Below are 23680 nucleotides of genomic sequence, written 5' to 3' on the forward strand. Positions count from 1 at the left end.
ACAAATCCGAAGGACCGACAATGACCAATAGTGAACAACAAGACCTTCTCGTATTTGAACGTCGCGAAAGCGCTGTGCGCAGTTATTGCCGCGCCTTCCCGAAAATGTTCGATCGCGCGGTCAATGCAACCATTTACGGCGCCGATGGCAAAGAATATACCGACTTCCTTGCTGGCTGCGCCTCTTTGAACTATGGCCACAACGATCCCGATATGAAGCAGGCGCTGGTTGATTTCATCAGCCGTGACGGCATTGCCCATGGTCTGGACATGCACACCAACGCCAAGCGCGATTTCTTGGAAACCTTCCACGAGAAGATTCTGGCACCGCGCAACATGGACTACCGGATGATGTTTACAGGCCCTACAGGCGCGAATGCCGTTGAGGCTGGCCTGAAACTGGCCCGTAAAGTCACCGGCCGAACCAATGTGATTTCATTCACCAATGGCTTCCACGGCATGACACTGGGTGCTTTGGCCACGACCGGCAATGCTGGCAAACGCGGCGGCGCAGGCATGGAACTGTCTGGCGTGCACCGTGCGCCATTTGATGGCTATTTCGGTGACAATGTGGATACGGCCGAGCAACTTGATATTTTGCTCAGCGACAGTTCCGCTGGCATTGATGCCCCTGCCGCCATTTTGGTGGAAGCGGTGCAAGGCGAAGGCGGCTTGAATGTTGCATCTAAAGAATGGATGCAAAAAATGCAGGCCATCGCCAAAAAGCATGGCGCTCTGTTCATCGTTGACGATATTCAAGCTGGCTGCGGCCGCACAGGGACCTTCTTCTCATTCGAAGAAATGGGCATTGAGCCAGACATTATCACCATGGCGAAATCTCTTTCAGGCATGGGTCTGCCTTTTGCGGTAACCCTGTTTAAGCCTGAATTGGACATCTGGAAGCCAGGCGAGCACAACGGCACATTCCGCGGCAACAACCACGCCTTCATCACGGCCAAGGTCGCGATCGACAAATTCTGGTCTGATGACCAGTTCCAGGCTGAGATTCAAGAGAAATCAGACTATCTGGAACAGCGCCTGCAATCTATTGCCGACAAATATGGGTTTGGCCTCAAAGGCCGCGGCATGATGATGGGCATTGATTGCGAGGATGGCGATGCGGCCTCAGACATTTGCGAACATGCCTTTGAAAACGACGTGATCGTTGAAACTTCTGGCAGTGACGATGAGATCGTCAAGATTCTGGCACCACTGACCATTGAAAAAGAAACCTTTGCCAAGGGCCTCGACGTTATCGAGACCGCATTTGATTGCACCCTTGTCGACAAGAACCAACGCTCAGCAGCGGAGTAAATAATGATTGTACGCGATTTGAACAAAGCACGTGAAACAGACCGACTGGTATCCACCGATGGGTGGGACAGCACACGCCTGTTGCTGGCAGACGACAATATGGGATTTTCCTTCCATGTGACCCGCATCAAGGCCGGCACATCGCACGTGTTTCATTATAAACACCACCTTGAAGCGGTGTTTTGCATTGAGGGCGAAGGCCAGATCAAAGATTTGGCCACTGGCGAAGTTCATGAAATTAAGCCAGGCGTAATTTATGCCTTGGACAAAAACGACAAGCACGAATTGTCGGCAAAGAGCCAAATTACCTTTGCTTGCACTTTCAACCCGCCGGTTACAGGCAACGAAGTGCACCGTGAAGATGGCTCATATGCGCCCGCACCGGAGGTCGCAGCAGAATAGAATGTGAATTTTTGGTCTAACGAACGAAAAGGAGCGAGCTATGAGTAGCGCTGCAATCAAACCGATAGAACAAGAAGATGCATATGTAACTCGTTTGCCTTCAGGTGAACGTTGGCTTGAACGCAAAGACCCCGTTGTCTGGTCTGAATGGCGCCCGGGAGCACCCTTGGCCCTTGATCAGGTAAAAAAGTTTGAGCGCGATGGCTTTCTCGTCCTTGAGGACATCTTTTTGCCAGGTGAAATTGATGCGCTAATCGAAGAAAGCGCGCGCCTTCGTTCGGATGCCACCAAGTTGCACCAGGAAAGTCTGGTGACGGAACCGGGCACCGACGATGTGCGCACTATTTTTGACTTGGACTTGCAAAGCGAAGTCTTTTCGCGTTTGGCCGAAGATGTGCGCATCTCTGAGCCAGTTCGGTTCCTGCTTGATGACGAGATCTATGTTCACCAGTCACGGCTGAACTACAAACCTGGCCTAACGGGTAAAGAGTTCTACTGGCACTCAGATTTTGAAACCTGGCACGCCGAAGACGGTATGCCGCGCATGCGCGCCATTTCTGCATCAATCTTGCTGACAGATAATGATGCGTTGAATGGGCCATTGATGCTGATGCCTGGGTCTCAAAACACCTTTATTGCTTGCGCAGGCGAAACCCCTGAAGATAACCACAAGACCTCGCTGAAACAGCAAAAGGTTGGGGTGCCGTCCGCTGAAGCCTTGTCAAAATTGGCACAGGACCACGGCATCGAATATGCCGCAGGCAAAAAAGGGACGGTGATCCTGTTTGACTGCAACACCATGCACGGCTCAAACGGGAACATCACCCCTTACCCACGCTCAAACGCATTTTTCGTTTACAATGCGTGGTCAAACCAACTTGAAGCGCCTTTCGGGGCGGCGAAACCACGGCCGAACTTCCTTGGTCGTCGCAATCCCGAGGAGCCCGTGACCCTACGTGAGGGCCACATTGAATCGACGGAATAACCGTCGCGGTGCACCGCATTATGCGGTGCACACGGTAAAGCGTCCAAATAAGGAGTAACCATGCCGAACCACACAGTTGAGAAAATCGGCGGGACATCAATGTCGCGTACCCATGAACTTTTGAAAAATGTTCTGATTGGTGAGCGCAAAGGTGACGCACTCTATAATCGCATCTTTGTGGTGTCTGCCTATGGCGGCATCACGAATGAGCTGCTGGAACATAAAAAGTCTGGTGCGCCTGGCGTCTATGCCCTGTTCTCCAGTGCAGAAAGCGATTGGGCTTGGGGCGATGCGCTCGACAAACTGTCCAGACGCATGCAGGATATCAACGCCGAGATCTTTGAGGATCAACAAGCGCTTGGCGCAGCCAATGCCTTTGTTCGCGAGCGGGTAGAAGGCGTGCGCTCTTGCCTGATCGATTTGCACCGTCTGTGCTCATACGGCCATTTCCGCCTCGACAATCACTTGTTGACGGTGCGCGAAATGCTCTCCGCACTGGGCGAAGTGCACTCAGCATACAACACCGCCTTGCTGCTGCAGCAAAATGGCGTAAATGCCCGCATGGTTGACCTTTCTGGTTGGCGTGACGAAGAGCAATATAGCTTGGATGACAACATCAAAAATGCCTTCAAGGACATTGATGTATCAAAAGAGCTGCCTATTGTTACTGGCTATGCTCAATCAAAAGAAGCGCTGATGAAAACTTATGATCGCGGCTACAGCGAAGTGACCTTGTCGCGCATCGCTGTCATCACTGAGGCAAAAGAAGCGATCATTCACAAGGAATTCCACCTGTCATCTGCCGACCCGAAAGTGGTGGGCGAAGATGCGGTGCAGGTGATTGGCGACACCAATTATGATGTGGCCGACCAGCTGTCCAATATGGGTATGGAAGCCATTCACCCATCCGCGGCGAAGGGCTTGCGCCAGGCCAATATTCCTCTGCGCATCAAAAACTCATTCGAACCTGAGCACCCCGGCACAACAATTAATGCCACAGATCAGGGCAAAAAGGCAGGCGTCGAGATCATTACCGGTTTGGACAATGTCATCGCCTTTGAATTCTTTGAGCAGGACATGGTGGGCGTGAAAGGCTACGACACCCGGATTTTGGATGCATTGACGCGCCACAAGGTGCAAATCATCTCAAAAACCTCCAACGCCAATACCATTACCCACTATCTCAAAGGGTCGCTGAAGAATATCAAGCGGGTGGAAGCTGATTTGTCCAAAGAGTTTCCCGCGGCTGAAATCAGTTCACGCAAAGTGGCCTTTATTTCAGCCATTGGCCGCAACCTGAAGGGGTGTGATGTGGCTGCCCGTGCCATCTTGGCGCTGGCCGAAGCCAATATCACCCCGCTGAGCATGCAGGATTTGCTGCGCAAGGTTGACGTGCAGATCATTGTGGACCGATCCGATTATGAGAAGGCCATCAAAACATTGCATGAGGCCTTGGTTGAAAAAACGGAGTCCTTGGGCAAAAAACTAGCTGCCTAACGGACAGATACTCGAAAAAAAAGGTCGCCTCCAATGAGGCGGCCTTTTTTTGTGCGATCTAAAAAATTTTCAAAAAAAATGACCGACATGGAACCAATCGAGAGATCAAACGTTCTGTAATCAGCAAATACGGAGCTGAGGAGCGGCACCATGACTGATAAAAACAATAAGGAAACTGTTGTTGTTTCAAATACCTCCACCCCTATGGGTTGGATTGTAGGAATCGTTCTTGCTGCTGCACTGATTTTTGTGGGCTACCTCGCTTACAACGGCTATTTCAGCAACCAAGAGTCAGTTTCAATCGAGCTTGAAGTTCCTGAGGAACTTACCCCTAGCGAATAATGAACTAAACCTCCAAGTATTGGGCCAATTGCGAAGCAACTCCCCTCCCCCAACCAGCCCTAGCTTCACAATTGGCCCACTTTTTTGCCTCAATAAAATCACAATATAAATTGGAACAGACCCACACCTTATTTCGTTAAACGGACACTAAAGTTAATTAGTTGAAGTTAAGATGCGAGGTATAAATGGGTTTTACGACGTTAATACTTATCCTTCTCATCATTTCTGTGGTGGGCACTGCACCCACATGGCCCTACTCCCGCAGATGGGGATATCGGCCGATGGGTATAATCGGCTTGCTTTTGGTGATTTTCACTCTCATTTGGATGCTCGGCAAACTTTAGTAAAAATATGACATTCTAGATGGAACAAAAGTAACAATAGAAAGTTTACCAGATGAAATCCGATATATACCAAATATCGGATAAGATTGAAAAGAAGGGAGATAGACAAATGAAAAAACTACTTGCTACTACTGCAATCGCAACACTTATTTCAGCCCCAGCCTTTGCTGACGGAGCGAATGTAAGCGCTGACACGAGCACCACGGTAAATACAACCGTTGAGGCCAGCTCTAATGATTCAACAAGCAACGCAGAAGCCGGTGCAGACGCCAACACGAGCGTAGATGCAGGCGTCGATTTGTCTGGCGATGCTGATGCGTCCGTTGAATTGAACGCGAATGCTGAAACCGCATCACTTTCTGTCGACATGTCCGGAGCGCTTCTGGCCAGTGAATTGCTGGGCACGAAAGTACATACAGCAGCAGGGACAAACGTAGAAGTTGTTGGTGAAGTGAAAGATATCGTCATGGATGATGATGGCAATGCCCAATACGTCATCGTCGGCGTCGGCGGCTTCTTGGGCATTGGTGAGAAAGAAGTTGCCCTATCCGCAGATCAAATCGGTTGGGCACAAGTTAACAACGAAAAAATCGTTGTGACCCAAAAGACGAAAGCAGATCTGGAAGCTGCTGCCGAATTTGATCGTGCTGAATTCGAGGAGAATGACGCTTACACCGCAGCTAACCTTTCTTGGACAGCAGAAGGTGCGGCCCGTCTGAAGGCTGCCATGAAGCAATAAGCTGAGATTGAGAAACTCGAATAAATCAAACGAACGCGGGACCTGCCCCGCGTTCGAAGACAAGATACGAAGTTAACAGGAGCGACAAATGAAAAAATTGACCGCCAGACTTTTGACGATAACGACGGCGCTAGCTTTTCTAGTTCCCGCAGGCTTTGCAGACAATCATACACTGTCGACCGAAGCGCAGACGGACCTCAATGCGGACGTTCAACTAAGCACCGACGAAGGTGCAAAACTGGACGGCAACGTGTCAGCGAATGTCGACGCGAACACATCAAACAGCAACGATGGACAGTTGGACATGACCACAACGTCCAGTGTTGAATCAAACAAGCTTTTGGCTTCGAACTTTTTGGATAAGGAAGTCCATGTAAAAGGCGAAGCTGACAATTGGGCCGCCATTGGCGATGTGAATGATGTTGTGATGGACGAAAACGGCAATGCTGAATGGATCATTGTTGGCGTCGGCGGCTTCCTTGGCCTTGGCGAAAAGGAAGTGGCCCTGTCCATTGAAGATATTCAATGGGTCGAGCGTGATGGTGAACGCATTGTTGTGACCAGCATGACCAAGGCAGACCTTGACGCCGCCCCTACCTTTGACCGCGCTGCACTTGAAGCAGAGGGGGAATATACCGCAGACCGCATGTCTTGGACGGAAGAAGGTCAAAAATGGATAAAGGACCTGCAAAGTAAGGCCCAGCAAACCATGCAGGATTTGACCGATGACAGCGAGACAAATGTTGATGCCTCTGCTCAAAGCGAAACAGAAGCCAACGTTGAAACCGACGCCACTATGACGGACGGTGAAGACTTGGCCATCGAAGGCCAAGATGGCGAGATGTCCAACGAAGGTTCTGGCGAGATGAATCTCGATATGGACTGGAACTGGGATGACGAAGGCTGGAAAACAATGGCACATGGTGAACTGAGTGCCGATGATTTAATGGGCACACCTGTGTTCGGGCCGGACCAGAATGAAGTTGGTGAAATCTCAGATGTGCTGGTGACCCAAGATGGTAATGTAACAGCCTATATTGTGGATGTAGGCGGCTTCCTGGGCTTGGGTGAAAAGCCAGTCGCGCTTAGCGCAGACAAGCTGAGCATCTATGTAGATGCTGACAACAACCTGCGGGTTCGTTCAGAATTTTCACAGGAAACCCTTGAAGCAGGTCCGGCATATTCTGAAGAAGAATATAACAATAACCCAGATGGATTCATCATCCGGTAAATAGACACTAGAATATTCAAAAAGGGCGCTAGAAATAGCGCCCTTCTTTTTTGGGGAACGAAAATCTTTCACGAACGTTGAATTTCCAGAACGATCTGAAGGGAGACGATCATGGCAACCAAAACAACTTCGAGAACTGCAAATGCAAATGATCAGACCGATTTGGTCAAGGCCCTAGAGGCCCAGATTGAAGGTCTGCAAAGCGATGTCCACGCCTTGATGAAAGCCGTAACCGAGAAAGGTGAAAGCAAGATGGAAAAGGCGGCGGAAACTGTATCTGAAACATCGCAGAAGACCGCAGAACTGGCCAACGAGGAAGTTGAGCAGGTTCGCGACTATATTAAGAAGCAACCGCTGAAATCTGTTGGTCTCGCTCTGGGTGCCGGGGTTTTGCTGGCTCTATTGTCTCGCGGTGGGCGCGAGTAAGGCCATGAAAGATATTAATGCATTAGGCATTCTGGCCACGCGCCTGTCCAACGTGATGATGAATCGGGTGCAAACGAACTCGGTTTTGCTCCTGATTTGTCTAACCACAGGGGCCGTGGCCTATTTGGCCTTTATCGCCGCAGCTTGGTTTGCGTTAGAGCAGGCCACAAACGCAGTTTACGCGTCGCTGATCGTGGCGGCAGGGATGCTGGTTTTGACCATCATTGTTTGGCTCATCAAAAGTGTTCGTGACAGACAAGCAAGGCAAAAACAAGCATTGGCGCAACGTCAATTGCTGACCACCTTGACCCAAGCCACGGTGGACCGGGCTTTGGAAAAAAATGCCTTGCTGGCGCCAGCTGTGGCGCTGATCGGGTGGTCGTTGCTCGGCGATGAGCCACAGCAAGACACTAAACGCCTCCCCAGATAGCGCGACCCATCGCGCTATCAACCTTTTTTAGGCAAACTTGCTAACCTGTTATTATCGGACCTCCAATGGCGCATCGTTTTCATAATTTACACATAGAGCCTTGGCTGTTGAACGTTGTGCAGCTCTGCGCGCTGACATTGATCATTGTACTGGCTGCGTCAGCACTGCTGGTATTGGGGCAAGTCATACTGGCGCCCATCATCTCTTCCATCGTGATTGGATTGATGTTTGGTCCTTTGGCCGACCGCATTGAACGGATTGGCGTGCCGCCCACCGTTTCTGGCGCCGCAGTGGTTGTTAGCTTTTTTCTGATCATCATGACCATACTTACCGCCTTTGTTTGGCCGCTATACGGCTGGATTTCACGTTTGCCGGAACTCTGGGTCAAGCTCCAAGGGATCATTGCAGATTGGCAAGGCATGATGTCCACCATTGAAGGCGCGCGAGAACAACTCAACCAATTTACCAGTCAAACCGCCGACATGGTCGTGCAAGTCGAGGAGGATTCCCCCCTCAAAGCTGTCGCTTTTTCGGCACCCACCTTTTTGGCGCAAATTCTGATCTTTTTGGTGAGCCTTTACTTTTTTATCGCCACCCGAGAGGAAATTAAAAAAGCCGTCATCAGCCTGTTCTCCGTAGACAACACGCGCAGAGCGGTGGCGCATATTTTTAATGAGGTTGAGCAATTTATCTCGCGCTATCTAATTTCCATCACCTTTATCAATATCGGCCTGGGTTTAACCATGTCGTTTGCGCTTTGGGCGGCTGGCATTCCCGCTCCATTCCTCTGGGGCATGCTGGCAGGATTGATGAACTATATCACCTATATCGGCCCCGCTATTATGATGGCCACGCTATTCGGGGTGGGTTTGGTGACTTTCGACACGGTGAACGCGGCGCTGATCCCGATGATCATCTATTTCATCATAAACGGGATCGAGGCCCAACTGGTCACCCCGACAGTGATCGGACGCGCCATGATGCTCAACCCGTTTCTGGTCTTTTTCACCATCACCTATTGGATCTGGATATGGGGGCCATTGGGCGGCTTTATCGCTGTGCCGATGCTGTTGATCGCCACCACCATCGTGCTCAACATCAACACACACCTGCTGAACAAATCGCCACAATCGGACGCTGAAAAATTAAGTTCTGAGCCGGGCTAATTCCGGAACATTTCGTCACGAGCATCGTTTTGCTTTCGAGAGCGCAATACAGCAGTTTGTTGCGCGATGAACCCACCAGAGCCTTCAACGAAAGGGAATTATAATGTCCAATGTTTCTTCCATTATGCACGCCAAATCGACGTCAGAAGACATCAATACAGGTTTGGAAGAGGGCTTTCGCAAAGATATTTCAAAGACGCTCTCTGACATTTTGGGCGCAAGCTATCGCCTGATGGTGAAAAGCCATGTTTATCACTGGAATGTGGTCGGCCCGCTGTTCAAACCGCTGCATGAGCTGACCGAGGAACACTATCAGAATCTGTTTGAAGCCATCGACGTGATCGCAGAGCGGGTGCGTGCGCTGGGCAATGTTGCGCCCTACAGCATTGGCCATGCCGCCGACTTTGCGCCAGAAGGCAAGGAAGTAGAACACCTTACAGCGATTGAGATGGTGGATGATCTGATCAAAGAACATGAATCTATTTGCCGTCAAATGCGCGAAGCAGCCGAAAAAGCAGGTGATAATAAAGATGTGGTCACCGAGGATTTGATGACCGAACGACTCGCTTTCCACGAAAAGGCCATCTGGATGCTGCGCGCCACAGCAAGCGAATAGGCGTTTTAACAATAGATGCCAAATTAAAAGGGCCGGTTCTCACCGGCCCTTTTTTAATACCTAATTTCAGTTCCCTAAAGCGATACCGGTGTCTTGGTGACCGCGGCCGAGCCGGCGTCCGGCCCATAATCCTGGTGGCCGGAAACGTCCAAAATCTCCCTTAATTTTTCACGGGCCCGATTGACGCGGCTTTTGATGGTGCCAATTGCGCAACCGCAAATCTCTGCAGCCTCCTCATAAGACAAGCCTGAAGCGCCAACCAAAACGATAGCTTCGCGCTGATCATCAGGCAATTTGCTCAAGGCTTTCTTGAAGTCGTGCAAATCCATTGATCCCAACTGTGCCGCATGGGTAGACAAAGAGTCTGTGAAAGCGCCATCCGTGTCCTGCACTTCCCGACCTTTTTTGCGCATTTGAGAGTAAAACTCATTGCGCAGGATGGTGAAAAGCCAGGCCTTCATATTCGTGCCTGGCTCAAACTTGGTCTTGTTGGCCCATGCCTTCACAATTGTATCTTGCACAAGGTCATCGGACCGATCATGATTGCCAATCAAGGATATAGCAAAGCCACGGAGCCCGGGCAGGCATTTAAGAAGCTCTCGTTTAAATTCAGCCGTCTGCGACTGTGAACTCATGAAGAGCGCTCCTCGTCTGACGACTTTTGTTCGGCCGCATCCAGTTTTTCCAACAGATCTAGAAATCGATCGGATATGCCTTCTTCGGCCACAGAATCGTAAAGCTGTTTGAGTTTTTCTGAAATCATTTCACTTCCATCCGCCACAAGAGCGGTCTCTGACTCATCGACGTCGTCACCGTCGACGTTTTTTGTGCCATTTTTACCGGCGTGTTGGTTCATAAACTCAGCCCATATTTCAAAAACTACTTAGTGCTGTATACTTAACATCCAAACGCGAAAATTGTTCCGCCTAAAGGGAACTTTTTTTACCCACCGACGTTTTTGGTGGAGTAACCAGTTTTGGGGAATGGAGAAATTTATGTCATTATCCACTCGAATTGCGGCGCATCTGCCCTATTTGCGGCGCTTCGCCCGTGCGACGACCGGCTCACAAACCTCTGGCGACGCCTATGTGGCGCTGCTGTTGGAAACTTTGATAGAGGATGTGAACAGCTTCCCTGAAGCATCCAGCGACAAAGTCGCCATCTATAAATTATTCTGTATCTTATACAATTCCGCAAAGGTCGATCTAACGACCATGGACAGTCCCTATAGTTGGGAGAAGCGTGCGGCAGCCAACTTGTCAGCAATACCGTCCAAAGCCAGAAACGCCTTCCTGCTTCAAAGTGTGGAAGAATTTAGTCATGATGAGATCGCTGAGATCCTCGACACCGACAAGGATGACGTTCTCAAACTTCTCGACAAGGCGCATCAAGACATCGCCAAACAGGTAACCACCCGAGTGATGATCATTGAAGACGAACCACTGATTGCAATGGATATCGAACAATTGGTGGATGAGTTGGGTCACTCCGTCACAGGCATTGCCCGCACCCACGACGAAGCCCGCGAGCTATACAAGCAGGAAAAACCTGGTCTTGTGTTGGCTGACATTCAATTGGCAGATGGCAGTTCCGGCATAGATGCGGTCAATGAAATCCTGGCTCAGGATGCTCTGCCGGTCATTTTCATCACGGCCTATCCCGAGCGATTGTTGACCGGTGAGCGGCCGGAACCGACCTTCTTGGTCACAAAACCCTTCCGGGAAGAAACCGTAAAGGCTTTGATCAGCCAAGCTCTGTTTTTTGATGGGCACAGCGCAAAGGAAGGAACTAAATCAGCCTAGGGACGTTGACCTGACAGTTAAAAAAGGAGAAAAACAATGCTATATTATGCACTAATCTTCTTGGCTGTCGCAGTCATCGCAGGAATATTTGGTTTCTCCGGAATAGCCGGCGCATCAGCAGGTATCGCTCAGATCTTGTTCTATCTATTCTTGATCTTTCTGGTCGTATCTGTAATCACAGGCTTTGTGCGGCGGAAGCCGTAAATCAGCAAGTTCGCGGGTGGCGCAATGCGTCACCTGCATCTCAATTTGAGACCCTTTATGCATAGACATTCTCTCACCTGGGAAAAACAGGAAACAGATTCCGATAGACAACGAGACTATCTAACCTTTGCGCTGGTTCGCTCAGGCGTGTGCGCTATGTTGCAAAACGAAAACTTCCAATATCAATATATCGCCAATCTACCGACCGACTGGAACTCGCCCGGCAGCGACGACACGCCATCAGATCTGAGCATATTTGGTCGCGATCTGGGCGAACGACTGACCGCAGAAAAAGAAAAAATCCTCGACACGGGCCAGAAGCGAGAATTTGAATGGGTTGATGCGCGCGGTCGCACCTATCATTTTTTGGTGGAGTTGGTCTTCGACCGTCAGGACGGCAAGCAAATTTTCACGACTGTCAATGACCTGACCGATGAAAGACGGCGGGAAAAAACGCTGCGCACCTTGTTGAAAGAAGTCAGTCACCGGTCAAAGAACCTAATGGCCATCATACAAAGTGTCGCTTCTCAAACTGCCCGGCACGCGCCGTCGTTGGATCGCTTTTTGCAAAGCTTTCACGGGCGGCTGCAAAGCCTGTCATTGGCGCAAGACTCGATCATGGAAACCGATTGGCAGGGCTCCAGTTTGAAAGATCTGGTGGAACGACAAATCAGCCACTTCCCGCTGCGTGCAAAAAAGCTGATCAGATTTTATGGCGAAGACGTGGTGATTAGCCCCAATGCGGCTGTACACGTGGGCCTAGCACTGCATGAATTATTATCCAATGCTGCCCGGCATGGTAGTTTCATGCAAGATGATCGCCATATTTATATTTCGACGAAGCTTCAACAATTGGAAAGTACAACGCCTATTCTGACATTGAGCTGGGAAGAACCCGTTGTCGAAGATACGGATGTCCAAGCAGACAATAAGCGCTTTGGCAGTACTATTTTGGAACGTGTTGTGCCCAATGCACTATCCGGCAGGGCCGACTACAATGTGAGCGATGGCACAATTCGGTATGAAATTTCATTCCCCTCCAATGCATGAGGGGCTGCAGTGAGCCGCTTAAGGCGGCTCATGCTTTTCGCTGTTAATGCTCGTCCAGTCGGGAATTAACCAGCCAGAGGTCAACCTCTTCTTCAGCCTCTTCCTCGGCTTTGCCATATTTTTCTTGAAGTTTACCAACCAGTTTCTTCCGATTACCGTCGATAATATCAAGGTCATCGTCAGTGAGTTTTCCCCACTGCACTTGCACCTCGCCTTTGAGCTGTTCCCATTTACCGGAGACTTGCTCCCACTTGGCGGAACTGTTCTGCCAACTCATTGTTTCCTCCTATTTCAATATTGCAGCAAAACGAATTTAGGCCATAATTGTTCCGATAAACTGGGTAATATTGGGCGATCAACTTGCCACACAAATCATTTGAACATATAGGTCAATTTCTAGAAATGTCAGGCAATATATGAAGCGCTATCTCCCCCTATTTGTATTTGTTTTGGTCACTGCGTTGGGCATTGGCATGACAACTGTTGTGTATCGGGCAGAAGTGACAGCCGAGCAAAAGCGCTTTGAAATTATTGCGGACGAAGCAGTAGATAGTCTGCAAGAGCGTCTACGCCAACATGTCGCGTTACTGTTTGCCACACGCGCCTTGTTTTCCGCCACCAACGGTGAAGTCGATGGCCGAGCATTCAAACGGTTTGTAGCGGGCCTTGGCATTAATGACAAATATGCCGGCATTCAGGGCATAGGCTACGCCAGTTTCATTCCCGTGGGGGAGGAGATTGAAGCGCAGTTGGAGATTTCAGCCAATTACGCGTTGGGGCGCGCGGTCTGGCCCGAAACAGATCAAACCCATCGCACCCCCATCGTTTTGCTGGAACCGCAAGACGAGCGCAACAAAACGGCGCTCGGCTATGATATGTATCAGGAGCCATCGCGCCGCGCTGCCATTATGCGCGCCTTGCAAACCGGCGAGGCATCGGTAAGCGCGCCGGTGGAACTGGTTCAGGAGATCACTTCCCACAAGCAGGCCGGTTTTCTGGTTTATCTGCCCTTCGGACAACCGCAAAACGCCTCAGTAGCAAAGGAAGAAGTGCGGGGATTTGTCTATGCGCCCTTTCGGGCAGGAGACTTGCATTTGGCCGCCCTGTCGGCACAAAAAACGCGACGCGTGGCGTTGAAAACGTCTGATCATGATCGCCCCCTATTCGAAACCGCGAATTTCGCGCCAGATAAAGCCCAATATACGGTCACGCGCGAACTGGATTTTGCCGGCCGTGTTTGGACGATTGAGTTGCACGAAACATCCCTGTTTTACCAAAGCGCCTTTCCACATCTCAGCTCAATGATTCTTGGTACCCTATCGGCCATTCTCGCTTTTGCGTTGGCAATTGCTACTGTGGCACAACAAAATGCTGTGCGTCAGGCACAAGCGGTAAGACGGGTTGTTGAAGAGACACTCAAGGAAAAAGAAATGTTGCTGCAAGAAATGCGGCACCGGATCAAGAACTCAATCGCCCGCGTTCTGGCCATATCCCGCCAAACAGCAAATGGCGCCGAGAACATTGAAGAATTTACGAAAAGCTTCAATGCCCGCCTGCATGCAATGTCCAAATCTCAAGATTTGCTCACTCGCTCCAAATGGCAGCGGGCCGATCTCAAAACGCTTTTGAGCGCCGAGCTCGAACAGGTTTTTGGCGAACACACTGAATATTACGAAATGGATGGGCCCAAGATCGAGTTAAATGAACAAGCAACCCAAGCGATCGGCCTGGTCTGCCATGAACTGGCAACCAATGCGTTGAAATATGGCGGCATAACAGAGCCCGGCGGCAAACTCAGCGTGACATGGAAAACTGAAGGTAAAAAGGCGCGAAAACGCCTTCATTTAAATTGGCGCGAATACACCCAAACACCTGTTGAGGCCACTAAAAAGGCAGGCTTTGGCACCAAGTTGATTGATGCCAATATCCGCGGGGAACTGCGGGGGGAAATTGAACGCACCTTCGAAAAAGATGGGCTTAAGGTCACAATCGATATTCCCTTGAATCTCTAAACCCACCTCGATCCCACCAAAATGGGGGCGGAACAAACCAAACTGAATTTCGTTCTTCTAAGACACATTAAACTGTGCACGTTTTGGAGAATGATTTATGGATCCGTTAGTTGATCAGGCCACTGCGTCCATCGACACGATGTCGGCAATGATCCAAAGTTTCTTTGCGCTGATACCGCAGATCATTATCGCCCTGACCGTATTCATCATCATCACGATTGTGGGCGGTTTCATCAAAAACATCACCACAAACCTTATCAGCAGCCGTGCCAATAAGAGTGTAGGCGTCGCCATTGGGCGCATAGTCCATATGGTCGTTATATTTGCTGGGCTACTGGTGGCCGTGGCCATCATCGCGCCGAGCGTGGGTGCGGCAGAACTAATTCAAATCCTGGGTGTGGGGTCTGTTGCCATTGGTTTTGCTTTCCGAGATATCTTGCAGAACTTTCTCGCCGGTCTCATCATCTTGCTGCGCCAACCCTTTACAGTGGGCGACTGGATAAAAGCCAACGGTTACGAAGGGATCGTGCGCGAGATCTCCACACGCTCAACCTGGATCCGTACATTTGATGGCCAGGACGTCTCCATTCCCAATGGTCAGGTGTTCACCAACGCCTTCACCATTGTTACGCGAGACCCGATCATGCGGACAGACTATCAGTTTGGCATCGGCTATGATGCAGACATTGACAAGGCCAAAGACACAATTCTTAAAGCCGTCAAGTCCGTTGATGCTGTCACCGATGACCCAGCGCCGGATATCGGTGTGTGGGAATTTGCCGATAGCTCGATCAATCTTCGCGCCCGGTGGTGGACCACAACTGACGACTTCTACGCCGCGCGCATGGCCGTGCTGGAGGCGGTGAAGAAGGCAATGGACAACGCACAAATCGACATTCCTTATCCCCATCGCCAAGTGCTGATGCAAGATGAATTGATAGAAAGCTTGAACGACAATGAAAACCGCGCCGCCAACGCTTAAGGCGGACCTGAATATTTGAAAGGAAATAAAATGGGTTTTGAAGTTGGTGGCCTGCTGGGCCTCATAATACTGGTTCTGGACATCTGGGCGATCATCAAAATCGCGCAGTCTTCAAGTTCCACTCTGTCCAAGGTGCTTTGGATCCTGATCATCTTGCTCTTGCCGCTTGTCGGGTTGATAATTTGGTACTTTCTGGGTCGAAAAAGCTGACCTCGTCGGACGCTGCCAACACGGGGCAGCGTCCGGTCGCAATATCGCTAAAGCCAGCGCGGCAAAATCATGGTGACGCGCATCCCATCAGCCAATTGCTCAAATTGCAATTCGCCGCCATGCCCACGTACCACAGAGTTGGCGATGGTCAGCCCCAGCCCGGCCCCTTTGGTCAGCTTGGCATTGTCGCCGCGTACAAAGGGCTCCACCAGTTTTTCCGGCGCCTCAAAACTGGCATGCGATCCATGGTCGACCACCTGAATGGTCACCTGATCGGCGTTCGCCGATAGGTGAACTTCAGCTTTTTCGCCATATTTGATGGCGTTATCGATTAGATTTGTGAGCGCCCGACGCAAGGCATTCGGTCGGCAGCGCGACAGAACCCGTTGCTGGTCCCGCAACAGCATTTTCGTCCCCTCGCTGGTTTGTGAGAAAACACTGCCGGGCCGGTCCAGATTGACCAAATCTGGTGCAAAAAAGGTCACCGGATGGCCAATATCCTGATAATCATCCACCAAGGCTTCCACCAGCGAGCGCATGGAAATCCGTTTGGGGCTTTCCTGGTCCATCTCGTGTCTGGTGTAGCTGAGCACGCCATCAATCATGTCGGTCATTTGGTCAATGTCTCGGTCCAGCTTCTCGCGCAGCGCCGCGTCTTCGATCAGGGCTGTCCGCAACTTCAACCGCGTCGCCGGAGTGCCCAGATCATGGGAAATGCCGGACATCAGCAAGGCACGTTGTTCCAATCGCTCATGCTCATTTTTAAAAAATTCGTTGACCGCCGCCGTCAGCCGACGAACTTCGGCCACGCCGCGTGCCGGGATTGGTTCCAGCAAGCCGCGTCGCGCCGCTCTGAAGATCTGCTGGGCCAGCCGATCCAGCATCAACGAGAAGCCGTTGGCCACACTGAACAAAATACCCATCACCAGGGTGCCCAGCAAAAGCGCCAATAGCCGATAGTCTGCCGGCCGTGCTGTGCAAGCCCAAACATGCGGCGCTTGCGCGCGTAACCAACGTGTTTCATCCAGCGCCACAAATAAGGTTGCATCCGAACAAATGCGGGCAATTTCACGTGAGATTTCACCAAACTGATAGGCGAGCCCGGTGGCTTCCGGCGTCTGCACACCAGCAATCTGATATTTTATATTTGGAGAAAAGATACGGACGGCCAACCGATCCTGACTGGCGGGACTATCCTCAGCCCCCGAACGTAAAGAAAAGCTTGTTTCATAAACAGCGCGTTGCGGCACATCAAAATTGATTTGTTCAACCCCGTTGCGTAGCTGGCTTTTCGGCCGCACAACTTTTAAGTCAAAATCTGACTGGGGGACGACACCGTCGGGATCGCTGCGCAATTCCGACACAATGCCATAAAGCGCAACGCCCGCGTTAAACCCTTCATCTAAGTGCGCCCGCCAAGTGCTGTTGGAGCTTTCCCATAAAATTGCGGCCGCTAGTCCGGCCACAAAGGCGAACACCATCATCACAAAGGATATTGAAGTAGCGGACAAAACGCGTGCTTCCTGAGCCTGCTTGAGCCCTTCATCCATCGCGCTGCACCGCCGTGCAAAGCTGATAACCCGTGCCGCGCACCGTTTTGATCAATTTAGGCGCCTTCGCATTGCGCTCCACCTTCTGACGCAAACGGCCAACCAACACATCAATGGCACGACTTTGTTGCGCATCCAGTTTTGCCTGCGGCTCATCTTCTCCCGTCAGCACGCTGGAGATTTCCTCGCGCGTCAACGGGATTTGTGGGTTCGCCAGAAATGCCTTGAGTAATGCGGTCTCCCGCTTTGAAAGCATTGTTTCCACACCATCTTGATCCACCAATTCCTCACGGTCTCCACGAAAACACCAACGGTCAAATAAATAGGTACTGGTATCCCGGCGATAAGAAAGCGAGCTCGCGCGTTGCGTGCGGCGAAACACAGCGCGCACCCGCGCTAACAATAAGCCTGGATTAAACGGCTTGGCGATATAATCGTCTCCCCCGACCTGATAGCCCGTTAGTCGATGATGGTCTGCTGACAGGGCAGACAAAAAAATAATCGGCACATCATTGTCAGCCCGCAATCGCTGACACACATCAAAGCCGGATTCCTTTCCCAGCATCACATCCAGAAAAATTAAATCCACCCGCTGTTGCCCCACTTTGATCAGCGCTGTGGCGGTATCATGGGCGATTTCCACCGCATAGCCCTCGCGAGTCAAATATTGTTTGAGCATGATGCCCACATCCGGGTCATCATCGACAACCAATATACGCCGAATGGTCATAGTCCTCCCCAACCGCAATTTGTCATCCCAAATAGCGCGACTGTCGCCTATAGTGGGTAACAAATTGTAACAAGCAAAGCCCCGATGTAACAACGTGTAACAGAAGGCGTAAAAATTAGCGCCCTGTGACCACAACATGAACGATTCCATCTTGTGAATCGGGGACGGGCATTAGCATGTGATTTCACCCACACCGCAAAGGGGCGGTTGTTGGGTTCAGCAAATTATTTGCGGGAGGAAAAATGATGAAAAAAATGCTTATGGTCACAAGCGCATTGGCGCTGGGTTTGGCAACAACAGCTGCCAAAGCCGACCCTGAAGCCGAAGTGTTGCACTGGTGGACCTCTGGCGGCGAAGCCGCAGCGGTGAAGGTGCTTATGGAAGAATTTAACGCAAATGGCGGCACGTGGACCGATATGCCTGTTGCTGGCGGCGGTGGCGATGCGGCCATGACGGCCCTGCGTGCCCGTGTACTTTCCGGGAATGCGCCGACAGCCGTGCAGTTGAAAGGCCCCTCCATCCAAGAATGGTATGAAGAAGGCGCATTGGGCAACATCCAAGACGTTGCTGAAGCAGAAAACTGGGATGAGCTGCTGCCAGAGGCGATCCAATATCATTTGAAATGTGATGGCGAATACTGTGCTGCACCGGTTAACATTCACCGGATCGACTGGATTTGGTCAAACTCAGATATTTTGGATGAAGCCGGCATCGAACCACCGAAAAACTGGGATGAGTTCAACGCCGCTGCCGAAAAACTGCAGGGCATGGGCATTTTGCCACTGGCACATGGTGGTCAAGCCTGGCAAGACGCCACACTCTTCGAAGCCGTTGCAGTCGGTCTAGGCGGACCCGATTTCTACCGAAAAGCCTTGGTTGATCTAGACCAGGATGCGTTGAAATCTGACACCATGAAGCAGGTGTTCGACCAAATGCGTACGCTGCGCGGATATGTTGACGACAACTTCTCCGGTCGTGACTGGAATCTGGCTACAGCCATGGTGATCAATGGCGAAGCCGCTTTCCAAATTATGGGCGACTGGGCCAAAGGCGAGTTTATCGCGGCAGGCAAAGAGCCAGGCAAAGATTTCTACTGCTCTTCACCTTCAGGTGGCGCCTATTTGTACAACGTGGATAGCTTTGCATTCTTCAATGTAGACGGTGAAGACCGTCAAGCTGGCCAGAAATTGTTGGCCAAGCTCACCATGGGCGAGAACTTCCAGAAAGTGTTCAACCTGAACAAAGGCTCCATTCCAGCGCGTCTCGACGTTTCAATGGACGAGTTTGAGTTCTGCGGACGTCAGTCCAACGCCGACTTGAATGAAGCCATCGACAACGGCTTCCTGCTGCCAAGCTATGCCCACGGCATGGCCCTGCGCGGTGCACAAGCTGGCGCGATCACCGATGTGGTCACAGCGCACTTCAACTCAGACATGAGCGCTGAGCAGGCTGTCGAGCAACTGGCCAATGCGGTCGCTGCTTCACAATAATTAACGCCTAAAACCTCTCACCCACGCGGCAAGCCGCGTGGGTGTTACTGGAGTTTCTCAATGACCGACTGGCTCGAAAAACATGTCCCCAAACTGGTGCTGGCCCCCAGTTTGATTGCCATTTTCGTGTTTGTGTATGGCTTTATTGGCTGGACCGCCTATGTCTCGTTCACCAAGTCCCGGCTATTGCCCAAATATGATCTGGTTGGCCCGATCCAATATGAAAAACTGGCAAACAGCCCGCGCTGGGAAGTGGCGCTGACCAATCTGGCCATCTTTGGCATTCTGTTCATCCTGTTCGCCATGGTGATCGGCCTGATTTTGGCAATCTTGCTTGACCAGAAAATCCGCACCGAAGGCCCGCTACGCACAATTTATCTTTACCCCATGGCCCTCAGCTTTATCGTCACCGGGACCGCGTGGAAGTGGATTTTGAACCCCGGCCTCGGCATCGAATCCGTATTCCGTGATATGGGCTTTGAAAATTTCACGTTCGATTGGTTGGTGAACCCGGATCTGGCGATTTATACAGTCGTGATCGCTGGCGTCTGGCAATCCTCAGGCTTTGTCATGGCCCTGTTTTTGGCCGGCCTGCGCTCGGTAGATGGTGAGATCATACGCGCCGCAATGGTGGATGGCATTTCCACACCGCGCATCTATATGAGCATCATCATCCCCTCAATGGCACCGATCTTTTTGTCGTCATTTATCGTCTTGTCTCATTTGGCGATTAAGAGCTTTGACTTGGTGATTGCTCTCACCGGCGGCGGCCCCGGCTATGCCACTGATCTGCCCGCCACCTTTATGTACGCCATGGCCTTTTCCCGCGGCGATATCGGGCAGGCAGCCTCCAGCGCCACGGTTATGATGATGATCGTGACCGCCATTATCGTGCCTTACCTTTATTCAGAACTGAGACCCCGCCATGACTGATCTTAGCTTGAACGACGCACAAATGGATGAACGGGCCAGTCGCAATCGCCTAATGAAGCGGGTTGCCTTACGCCTTGGTCTCTATGTTCTGCTCATCCTGTTCGCCCTTTATTATTTGATGCCGCTTTTCGTGATGGTCGTGACCTCACTGAAAAGCCTAGATGAAATCCGCACGGGTTCATTGCTGTCATTGCCACGTGAGATTGATTTCTCTTCCTGGGGCAAAGCTTGGTCCAGCGCCTGCACCGGCATTCAATGTGAAGGCCTGCGCCCTTATTTTTGGAACTCCGTGATGCTGTCCATCCCGGCCGTGGCCATTTCCACCTTGTTGGGTGCGATCAATGGTTATGTGCTGGCACAGTGGCGGTTCAAAGGGTCAAACATTCTTTTTGCCCTGATGCTGTTCGGGTGCTTCATCCCATTCCAGGTGGTGCTGCTGCCCATGGCCATCACCCTGGGCGCGCTGAAAATTGCGGGCACCATTCCGGGGCTGATGCTCGTGCATATTGTCTATGGCATTGGTTTCACCACCCTGTTCTTCCGCAATTTCTACGTCACCATTCCGGTAGAATTGGTGAAAGCAGCCAAGGTGGATGGTGCAGGATTCTTCCGTATCTTCTTTTCAATCTTTCTGCCGGTATCGCCGCCGATCATTGTGGTAACGGTCATCTGGCAGTTCACTCAGATCTGGAACGACTTCCTGTTCGGCGTGTCTTTCAGCCAGGCCGGCACCCAACCCATCACCGTTGCTTTGAACAACATCGTCAACGCCACCACCGGCGTGAAGGAATATAATGTGGATATGGCCGCAGCCATCATCGCGGCATTGCCCACCCTTCTCGTCTATGTGGTTGCAGGTAAATATTTTATTCGCGGCCTCACCGCGGGCTCAGTGAAGGGATAATCCCATGTCCAACGCACTCAAAAAAGAAATGACCTCACCAAGCGCCGAACAGCATATTCTGTCGGTCGAAAACCTGGACAAAAGCTTTGGTTCGGTCAAAATCCTAAAAGACATCAATGTGGCGATTGAGCCGGGAGACTTTCTGGTGCTTGTCGGCCCCTCAGGTTGCGGCAAATCCACTCTGCTCAACTGCATTGCCGGCCTGGAGAAAGCCACGGGCGGCGACATCCGCATTGGCGGGCGCTCCATGAATGGCGTCTCGCCTAAGGATCGCGACATCGCCATGGTGTTCCAATCCTACGCCCTTTATCCCACCATGACCGTGGGCAAAAACATCACCTTCGGCATGAAGGTGCGTGGGGTGCCAGAGGCGGAACAACAACGCAAGCTAAACGAAGTGGCCACCCTGCTGCAAATTGAGCATTTGCTGGATCGCAAACCATCGCAGCTTTCCGGCGGTCAACGCCAGCGTGTCGCCATGGGCCGGGCTCTGGTGCGCGACCCACAACTGTTCTTGTTTGACGAACCGCTCTCCAACCTCGACGCAAAGCTACGGGTGGAAATGCGCACCGAAATCAAACGGCTGCACCAAACACTTGGCGCCTCCATCGTCTATGTGACCCACGATCAGATCGAAGCCATGACATTGGCCACCAAGATTGTGGTGATGAAAGATGGGATCATCCAGCAGGTGGGCACCCCGAATGAGATCTACAACCAGCCCGCCAATATGTTTGTGGCTGACTTTATGGGGTCTCCCTCGATGAACCTCATTCCAGCGCAAGTGGAAAAGGTGGGCGGCACCGCAAAAATCTCCATCACCAGACCGGATATGGACGATATTGTGCTTGATTTTGATCGCGAGATTAAAGGCCTGACTGACACCAGAAAGTCGGTGATCCTCGGGTTGCGCCCTGAAAACATTACCGATTCTGCAAATCAGCACATCACCAAGGGCCAAGTGGCGGATTGCCGGGTCGACGTGGTGGAGCCTGCCGGGTCAGACACTTTTGTGGTCACCAATCTAGGCGGCAAGCAAGTCACGGCCCGCCTCAATGCTGATGCGCAAATCACCGCCGGCGAAACGGCCAACTTCGCGTTTGATTTGTCAAAAGCATCTGTATTTGAACCAGAATCCGGTGCGCGCATCGCCTGATGGGCGCACCCCACTCTTCCTTCCTCGCCGGGTGCTACTTGTTAGCCCCGGCATTTTTTTGTCCGCGCGCCACAGCGAAACTGACAAAGAGAGGCAGGATGACGATCAGCAACGAAATCCGGAACAGGTGATGTAGCGCCACAAAGGCCGGATCAAACCCCAGAGCCAACCCGATGGCTGCCATCGCCTCCACGCCCCCCGGCGCATAAGCCACCCAGACCTGAGCTAACGGCAAGTCGGAAACGGAACTGGTGACCAACGCAAACAAGGCTGAAACCAGCGCCGCCAATGCGACACTGGCCAAGGCGCCACCTATATTTTTGGTCAGATCTCGCAGCGCAATATTGGAAAATCGCGCACCGCTAGCGGCACCGACCAACGCGAAACCAACGACAATAATTATAAAGGGGGGCAAGCCGTGAGCCCATTCAAGAATGTGCGCCACCGCGCTTACAACCATACCGCCTAGCAAGAAGGGGGCAGGCAAATGGAACCGCGCGAAAACCAAAGCCAAGAACACACCTCCGATCGCCAAGAGGGCCAACAAATTCCACCCCAAAACAACATCGCCACCGGCCGCGCCAGCACCCTCTGCCCCAAGAAAGCTGACCAACAGCGGCAAAAAGGCGGCGAGCATTAACAAGCGCATCGACTGTAAACAGATCACTGTTGTGCTATCGCCCTTACCTTCCGCCGCCATGGCCAGCGCCAGCGACAAGGTGCCCGGCGCACTGGCCAATAAAGCGGTCGAGGTCGAGTGATTCCAATACCGCGCCAATATCCAAGTGCTTGCCAACATGGACAACACAATCGAAACGCTGAGCAAGCTCAGACTGAAAGCAAACGTGCCTGCCTGTTCGATCATATCCGCGGTAAAACCGGATCCCAACGAGAGGCCGATCACCAACAGCCCGATATCCCGAAACCGATCCGGCACATATAATTTGGCCCCGGCCCAGCCCAACGCCGCAGTTGCCAGCATGGCACCCAGCAACGGCGCGGCAGGCAAATCAAGCGCCAACGCCACGCCGGTACCGGCAAATCCGACAATCAGCGTTTTGATTGCAATCAAAAATGTTTTTCTTTGGAAAATGGTGCTCAAAACTGCCCCCAAATGATGGCGACTATGCTTGCAGATTTTAGCTCAAGTGCAAGGTCATTTGACT

Annotated in this window: 28 protein-coding genes; 22 read left to right on the top strand and 6 right to left on the bottom strand. The window is 51.6% G+C overall.

What is annotated here, in order from left to right; genetic code table 11:
- Positions 1-20 precede the first annotated feature (20 nt).
- The 12 genes from ectB (at position 21) to L1I42_RS11880 (ending at position 9491) form a co-directional block, all read left to right on the top strand.
- The gene (gene ectB, locus L1I42_RS11830) at positions 21-1313 is read left to right on the top strand and encodes a diaminobutyrate--2-oxoglutarate transaminase (RefSeq protein ID WP_236114734.1); all 1293 of its coding nucleotides are present in this window, start codon (positions 21-23) and stop codon (positions 1311-1313) included.
- 3 nt (positions 1314-1316) lie between these two features.
- Positions 1317-1715, top strand: a complete 399-nt coding sequence (locus L1I42_RS11835) for an ectoine synthase (protein WP_236114735.1) — start codon at positions 1317-1319, stop codon at positions 1713-1715.
- Positions 1716-1755: 40 nt separating this feature from the next.
- Positions 1756-2700 carry an ectoine hydroxylase gene (gene thpD, locus L1I42_RS11840; protein WP_236114736.1) on the top strand — a complete coding sequence of 315 codons (945 nt, stop codon included), beginning with the start codon at positions 1756-1758 and terminating at the stop codon, positions 2698-2700.
- Positions 2701-2760: 60 nt separating this feature from the next.
- Complete coding sequence (locus L1I42_RS11845) at positions 2761-4197, top strand: aspartate kinase (protein ID WP_236114737.1); 1437 nt, start codon at positions 2761-2763, stop codon at positions 4195-4197.
- 150 nt (positions 4198-4347) lie between these two features.
- Positions 4348-4539, top strand: coding sequence for a hypothetical protein (locus L1I42_RS11850; RefSeq protein ID WP_236114738.1), 192 nt, complete (start codon positions 4348-4350; stop codon positions 4537-4539).
- Between the two features lie 185 nt (positions 4540-4724).
- Entirely contained in the window at positions 4725-4883 is a 159-nt protein-coding gene (locus tag L1I42_RS16390; RefSeq protein WP_369413100.1) for a DUF3309 family protein, read from the top strand.
- 109 nt (positions 4884-4992) lie between these two features.
- Positions 4993-5622, top strand: coding sequence for a PRC-barrel domain-containing protein (locus L1I42_RS11855; RefSeq protein WP_236114739.1), 630 nt, complete (start codon positions 4993-4995; stop codon positions 5620-5622).
- Positions 5623-5710: 88 nt separating this feature from the next.
- Positions 5711-6853 (top strand): PRC-barrel domain-containing protein, encoded by a 1143-nt coding sequence (locus L1I42_RS11860; protein WP_236114740.1) that lies wholly within the window; start codon positions 5711-5713, stop codon positions 6851-6853.
- A gap of 111 nt (positions 6854-6964) precedes the next feature.
- Positions 6965-7279 carry a hypothetical protein gene (locus tag L1I42_RS11865; protein WP_236114741.1) on the top strand — a complete coding sequence of 105 codons (315 nt, stop codon included), beginning with the start codon at positions 6965-6967 and terminating at the stop codon, positions 7277-7279.
- A 4-nt stretch (positions 7280-7283) separates the two neighbouring features.
- Positions 7284-7709 (top strand): hypothetical protein, encoded by a 426-nt coding sequence (locus L1I42_RS11870; protein ID WP_236114742.1) that lies wholly within the window; start codon positions 7284-7286, stop codon positions 7707-7709.
- 65 nt (positions 7710-7774) lie between these two features.
- Positions 7775-8875: an AI-2E family transporter gene (locus tag L1I42_RS11875; RefSeq protein WP_236114743.1), complete on the top strand. Its 1101-nt coding sequence runs from the start codon at positions 7775-7777 to the stop codon at positions 8873-8875.
- A 103-nt stretch (positions 8876-8978) separates the two neighbouring features.
- Positions 8979-9491 (top strand): Dps family protein, encoded by a 513-nt coding sequence (locus tag L1I42_RS11880; RefSeq protein WP_236114744.1) that lies wholly within the window; start codon positions 8979-8981, stop codon positions 9489-9491.
- A 74-nt stretch (positions 9492-9565) separates the two neighbouring features.
- Here L1I42_RS11880 and L1I42_RS11885 read toward each other — a convergent pair whose 3' ends face one another.
- A complete protein-coding gene (locus L1I42_RS11885; protein ID WP_236114745.1) occupies positions 9566-10126 on the bottom strand; it encodes an RNA polymerase sigma factor in 561 nt (186 codons plus the stop codon).
- Positions 10123-10347 (bottom strand): NepR family anti-sigma factor, encoded by a 225-nt coding sequence (locus L1I42_RS16430; RefSeq protein ID WP_439651496.1) that lies wholly within the window; start codon positions 10345-10347, stop codon positions 10123-10125. The genes L1I42_RS11885 and L1I42_RS16430 overlap by 4 nt, the downstream gene beginning before the upstream one ends.
- Positions 10348-10486: 139 nt before the next feature.
- Here L1I42_RS16430 and L1I42_RS11895 point away from each other — a divergent pair, with 139 nt between their 5' ends.
- From L1I42_RS11895 to L1I42_RS11905, 3 genes are read left to right on the top strand one after another with little or no spacing between them, the layout of a single operon-like run.
- The gene (locus L1I42_RS11895) at positions 10487-11293 is read left to right on the top strand and encodes a response regulator (RefSeq protein ID WP_236114746.1); all 807 of its coding nucleotides are present in this window, start codon (positions 10487-10489) and stop codon (positions 11291-11293) included.
- Positions 11294-11329: 36 nt separating this feature from the next.
- Positions 11330-11497 carry a DUF1328 domain-containing protein gene (locus L1I42_RS11900; RefSeq protein ID WP_133571739.1) on the top strand — a complete coding sequence of 56 codons (168 nt, stop codon included), beginning with the start codon at positions 11330-11332 and terminating at the stop codon, positions 11495-11497.
- Positions 11498-11554: 57 nt separating this feature from the next.
- Complete coding sequence (locus tag L1I42_RS11905; protein WP_236114747.1) at positions 11555-12547, top strand: sensor histidine kinase; 993 nt, start codon at positions 11555-11557, stop codon at positions 12545-12547.
- A 43-nt stretch (positions 12548-12590) separates the two neighbouring features.
- On the opposite strand, the gene L1I42_RS11910 is transcribed toward L1I42_RS11905, so the two are convergent.
- Positions 12591-12824, bottom strand: coding sequence for a CsbD family protein (locus L1I42_RS11910; RefSeq protein ID WP_236114748.1), 234 nt, complete (start codon positions 12822-12824; stop codon positions 12591-12593).
- A 139-nt stretch (positions 12825-12963) separates the two neighbouring features.
- Here L1I42_RS11910 and L1I42_RS11915 point away from each other — a divergent pair, with 139 nt between their 5' ends.
- The 3 genes from L1I42_RS11915 to L1I42_RS11925 all read left to right on the top strand — a co-directional run bounded on the left by L1I42_RS11915 (position 12964) and on the right by L1I42_RS11925 (position 15751).
- Positions 12964-14559, top strand: a complete 1596-nt coding sequence (locus L1I42_RS11915) for a CHASE domain-containing protein (RefSeq protein WP_236114749.1) — start codon at positions 12964-12966, stop codon at positions 14557-14559.
- 97 nt (positions 14560-14656) lie between these two features.
- On the top strand, positions 14657-15541 hold the full coding sequence (locus L1I42_RS11920) for a mechanosensitive ion channel family protein (protein ID WP_236114750.1): 885 nt from the start codon (positions 14657-14659) through the stop codon (positions 15539-15541).
- Positions 15542-15571: 30 nt separating this feature from the next.
- Positions 15572-15751: a PLDc N-terminal domain-containing protein gene (locus L1I42_RS11925; protein ID WP_236114751.1), complete on the top strand. Its 180-nt coding sequence runs from the start codon at positions 15572-15574 to the stop codon at positions 15749-15751.
- A gap of 47 nt (positions 15752-15798) precedes the next feature.
- On the opposite strand, the gene L1I42_RS11930 is transcribed toward L1I42_RS11925, so the two are convergent.
- Together L1I42_RS11930 and L1I42_RS11935 are read right to left on the bottom strand one after the other, a co-directional pair.
- Positions 15799-17262 (bottom strand): sensor histidine kinase, encoded by a 1464-nt coding sequence (locus L1I42_RS11930; protein WP_236114752.1) that lies wholly within the window; start codon positions 17260-17262, stop codon positions 15799-15801.
- A 31-nt stretch (positions 17263-17293) separates the two neighbouring features.
- Positions 17294-18031 (bottom strand): response regulator transcription factor, encoded by a 738-nt coding sequence (locus L1I42_RS11935; protein ID WP_236114753.1) that lies wholly within the window; start codon positions 18029-18031, stop codon positions 17294-17296.
- 245 nt (positions 18032-18276) lie between these two features.
- Here L1I42_RS11935 and L1I42_RS11940 point away from each other — a divergent pair, with 245 nt between their 5' ends.
- Genes L1I42_RS11940 through L1I42_RS11955 form a run of 4 tightly spaced genes read left to right on the top strand, consistent with a single transcriptional unit; the run spans position 18277 to position 22514 of the window.
- The gene (locus tag L1I42_RS11940) at positions 18277-19521 is read left to right on the top strand and encodes an ABC transporter substrate-binding protein (RefSeq protein WP_236114754.1); all 1245 of its coding nucleotides are present in this window, start codon (positions 18277-18279) and stop codon (positions 19519-19521) included.
- Positions 19522-19581: 60 nt separating this feature from the next.
- Positions 19582-20454 carry a carbohydrate ABC transporter permease gene (locus L1I42_RS11945; protein WP_236114755.1) on the top strand — a complete coding sequence of 291 codons (873 nt, stop codon included), beginning with the start codon at positions 19582-19584 and terminating at the stop codon, positions 20452-20454.
- 22 nt (positions 20455-20476) lie between these two features.
- A complete protein-coding gene (locus L1I42_RS11950) occupies positions 20477-21358 on the top strand; it encodes a carbohydrate ABC transporter permease (protein ID WP_439651503.1) in 882 nt (293 codons plus the stop codon).
- A gap of 4 nt (positions 21359-21362) precedes the next feature.
- Positions 21363-22514 (top strand): ABC transporter ATP-binding protein, encoded by a 1152-nt coding sequence (locus L1I42_RS11955; RefSeq protein WP_236114756.1) that lies wholly within the window; start codon positions 21363-21365, stop codon positions 22512-22514.
- A 34-nt stretch (positions 22515-22548) separates the two neighbouring features.
- Here the strand turns inward: L1I42_RS11955 and L1I42_RS11960 are convergent, their stop codons facing one another.
- Positions 22549-23586, bottom strand: a complete 1038-nt coding sequence (locus tag L1I42_RS11960) for an AbrB family transcriptional regulator (protein WP_236114757.1) — start codon at positions 23584-23586, stop codon at positions 22549-22551.
- Between the last annotated feature and the right edge of the window lie 94 nt (positions 23587-23680).

Source organism: Maritalea mediterranea (genome assembly GCF_021568695.1).
In the GTDB taxonomy this organism is placed as follows: Bacteria; Pseudomonadota; Alphaproteobacteria; order Rhizobiales; family Devosiaceae; genus Maritalea; species Maritalea mediterranea.

Coding starts and splice junctions, on each gene's coding strand:
- L1I42_RS11915 (WP_236114749.1), top strand. CDS start 12,964: ATGAAGCGCTATCTCCCCCTATTTGTATTTGTTTTGGTCACTGCGTTG.
- L1I42_RS11850 (WP_236114738.1), top strand. CDS start 4,348: ATGACTGATAAAAACAATAAGGAAACTGTTGTTGTTTCAAATACCTCC.
- L1I42_RS11945 (WP_236114755.1), top strand. CDS start 19,582: ATGACCGACTGGCTCGAAAAACATGTCCCCAAACTGGTGCTGGCCCCC.
- L1I42_RS11865 (WP_236114741.1), top strand. CDS start 6,965: ATGGCAACCAAAACAACTTCGAGAACTGCAAATGCAAATGATCAGACC.
- L1I42_RS11880 (WP_236114744.1), top strand. CDS start 8,979: ATGTCCAATGTTTCTTCCATTATGCACGCCAAATCGACGTCAGAAGAC.
- L1I42_RS11920 (WP_236114750.1), top strand. CDS start 14,657: ATGGATCCGTTAGTTGATCAGGCCACTGCGTCCATCGACACGATGTCG.
- L1I42_RS11940 (WP_236114754.1), top strand. CDS start 18,277: ATGAAAAAAATGCTTATGGTCACAAGCGCATTGGCGCTGGGTTTGGCA.
- L1I42_RS16390 (WP_369413100.1), top strand. CDS start 4,725: ATGGGTTTTACGACGTTAATACTTATCCTTCTCATCATTTCTGTGGTG.
- L1I42_RS11905 (WP_236114747.1), top strand. CDS start 11,555: ATGCATAGACATTCTCTCACCTGGGAAAAACAGGAAACAGATTCCGAT.
- L1I42_RS11870 (WP_236114742.1), top strand. CDS start 7,284: ATGAAAGATATTAATGCATTAGGCATTCTGGCCACGCGCCTGTCCAAC.
- ectB (WP_236114734.1), top strand. CDS start 21: ATGACCAATAGTGAACAACAAGACCTTCTCGTATTTGAACGTCGCGAA.
- L1I42_RS11955 (WP_236114756.1), top strand. CDS start 21,363: ATGTCCAACGCACTCAAAAAAGAAATGACCTCACCAAGCGCCGAACAG.
- L1I42_RS16430 (WP_439651496.1), bottom strand. CDS start 10,347: ATGAACCAACACGCCGGTAAAAATGGCACAAAAAACGTCGACGGTGAC.
- L1I42_RS11875 (WP_236114743.1), top strand. CDS start 7,775: ATGGCGCATCGTTTTCATAATTTACACATAGAGCCTTGGCTGTTGAAC.
- L1I42_RS11950 (WP_439651503.1), top strand. CDS start 20,477: ATGGATGAACGGGCCAGTCGCAATCGCCTAATGAAGCGGGTTGCCTTA.
- L1I42_RS11845 (WP_236114737.1), top strand. CDS start 2,761: ATGCCGAACCACACAGTTGAGAAAATCGGCGGGACATCAATGTCGCGT.
- L1I42_RS11885 (WP_236114745.1), bottom strand. CDS start 10,126: ATGAGTTCACAGTCGCAGACGGCTGAATTTAAACGAGAGCTTCTTAAA.
- L1I42_RS11900 (WP_133571739.1), top strand. CDS start 11,330: ATGCTATATTATGCACTAATCTTCTTGGCTGTCGCAGTCATCGCAGGA.
- L1I42_RS11935 (WP_236114753.1), bottom strand. CDS start 18,031: ATGACCATTCGGCGTATATTGGTTGTCGATGATGACCCGGATGTGGGC.
- L1I42_RS11835 (WP_236114735.1), top strand. CDS start 1,317: ATGATTGTACGCGATTTGAACAAAGCACGTGAAACAGACCGACTGGTA.
- L1I42_RS11860 (WP_236114740.1), top strand. CDS start 5,711: ATGAAAAAATTGACCGCCAGACTTTTGACGATAACGACGGCGCTAGCT.
- L1I42_RS11855 (WP_236114739.1), top strand. CDS start 4,993: ATGAAAAAACTACTTGCTACTACTGCAATCGCAACACTTATTTCAGCC.
- thpD (WP_236114736.1), top strand. CDS start 1,756: ATGAGTAGCGCTGCAATCAAACCGATAGAACAAGAAGATGCATATGTA.
- L1I42_RS11925 (WP_236114751.1), top strand. CDS start 15,572: ATGGGTTTTGAAGTTGGTGGCCTGCTGGGCCTCATAATACTGGTTCTG.
- L1I42_RS11895 (WP_236114746.1), top strand. CDS start 10,487: ATGTCATTATCCACTCGAATTGCGGCGCATCTGCCCTATTTGCGGCGC.
- L1I42_RS11910 (WP_236114748.1), bottom strand. CDS start 12,824: ATGAGTTGGCAGAACAGTTCCGCCAAGTGGGAGCAAGTCTCCGGTAAA.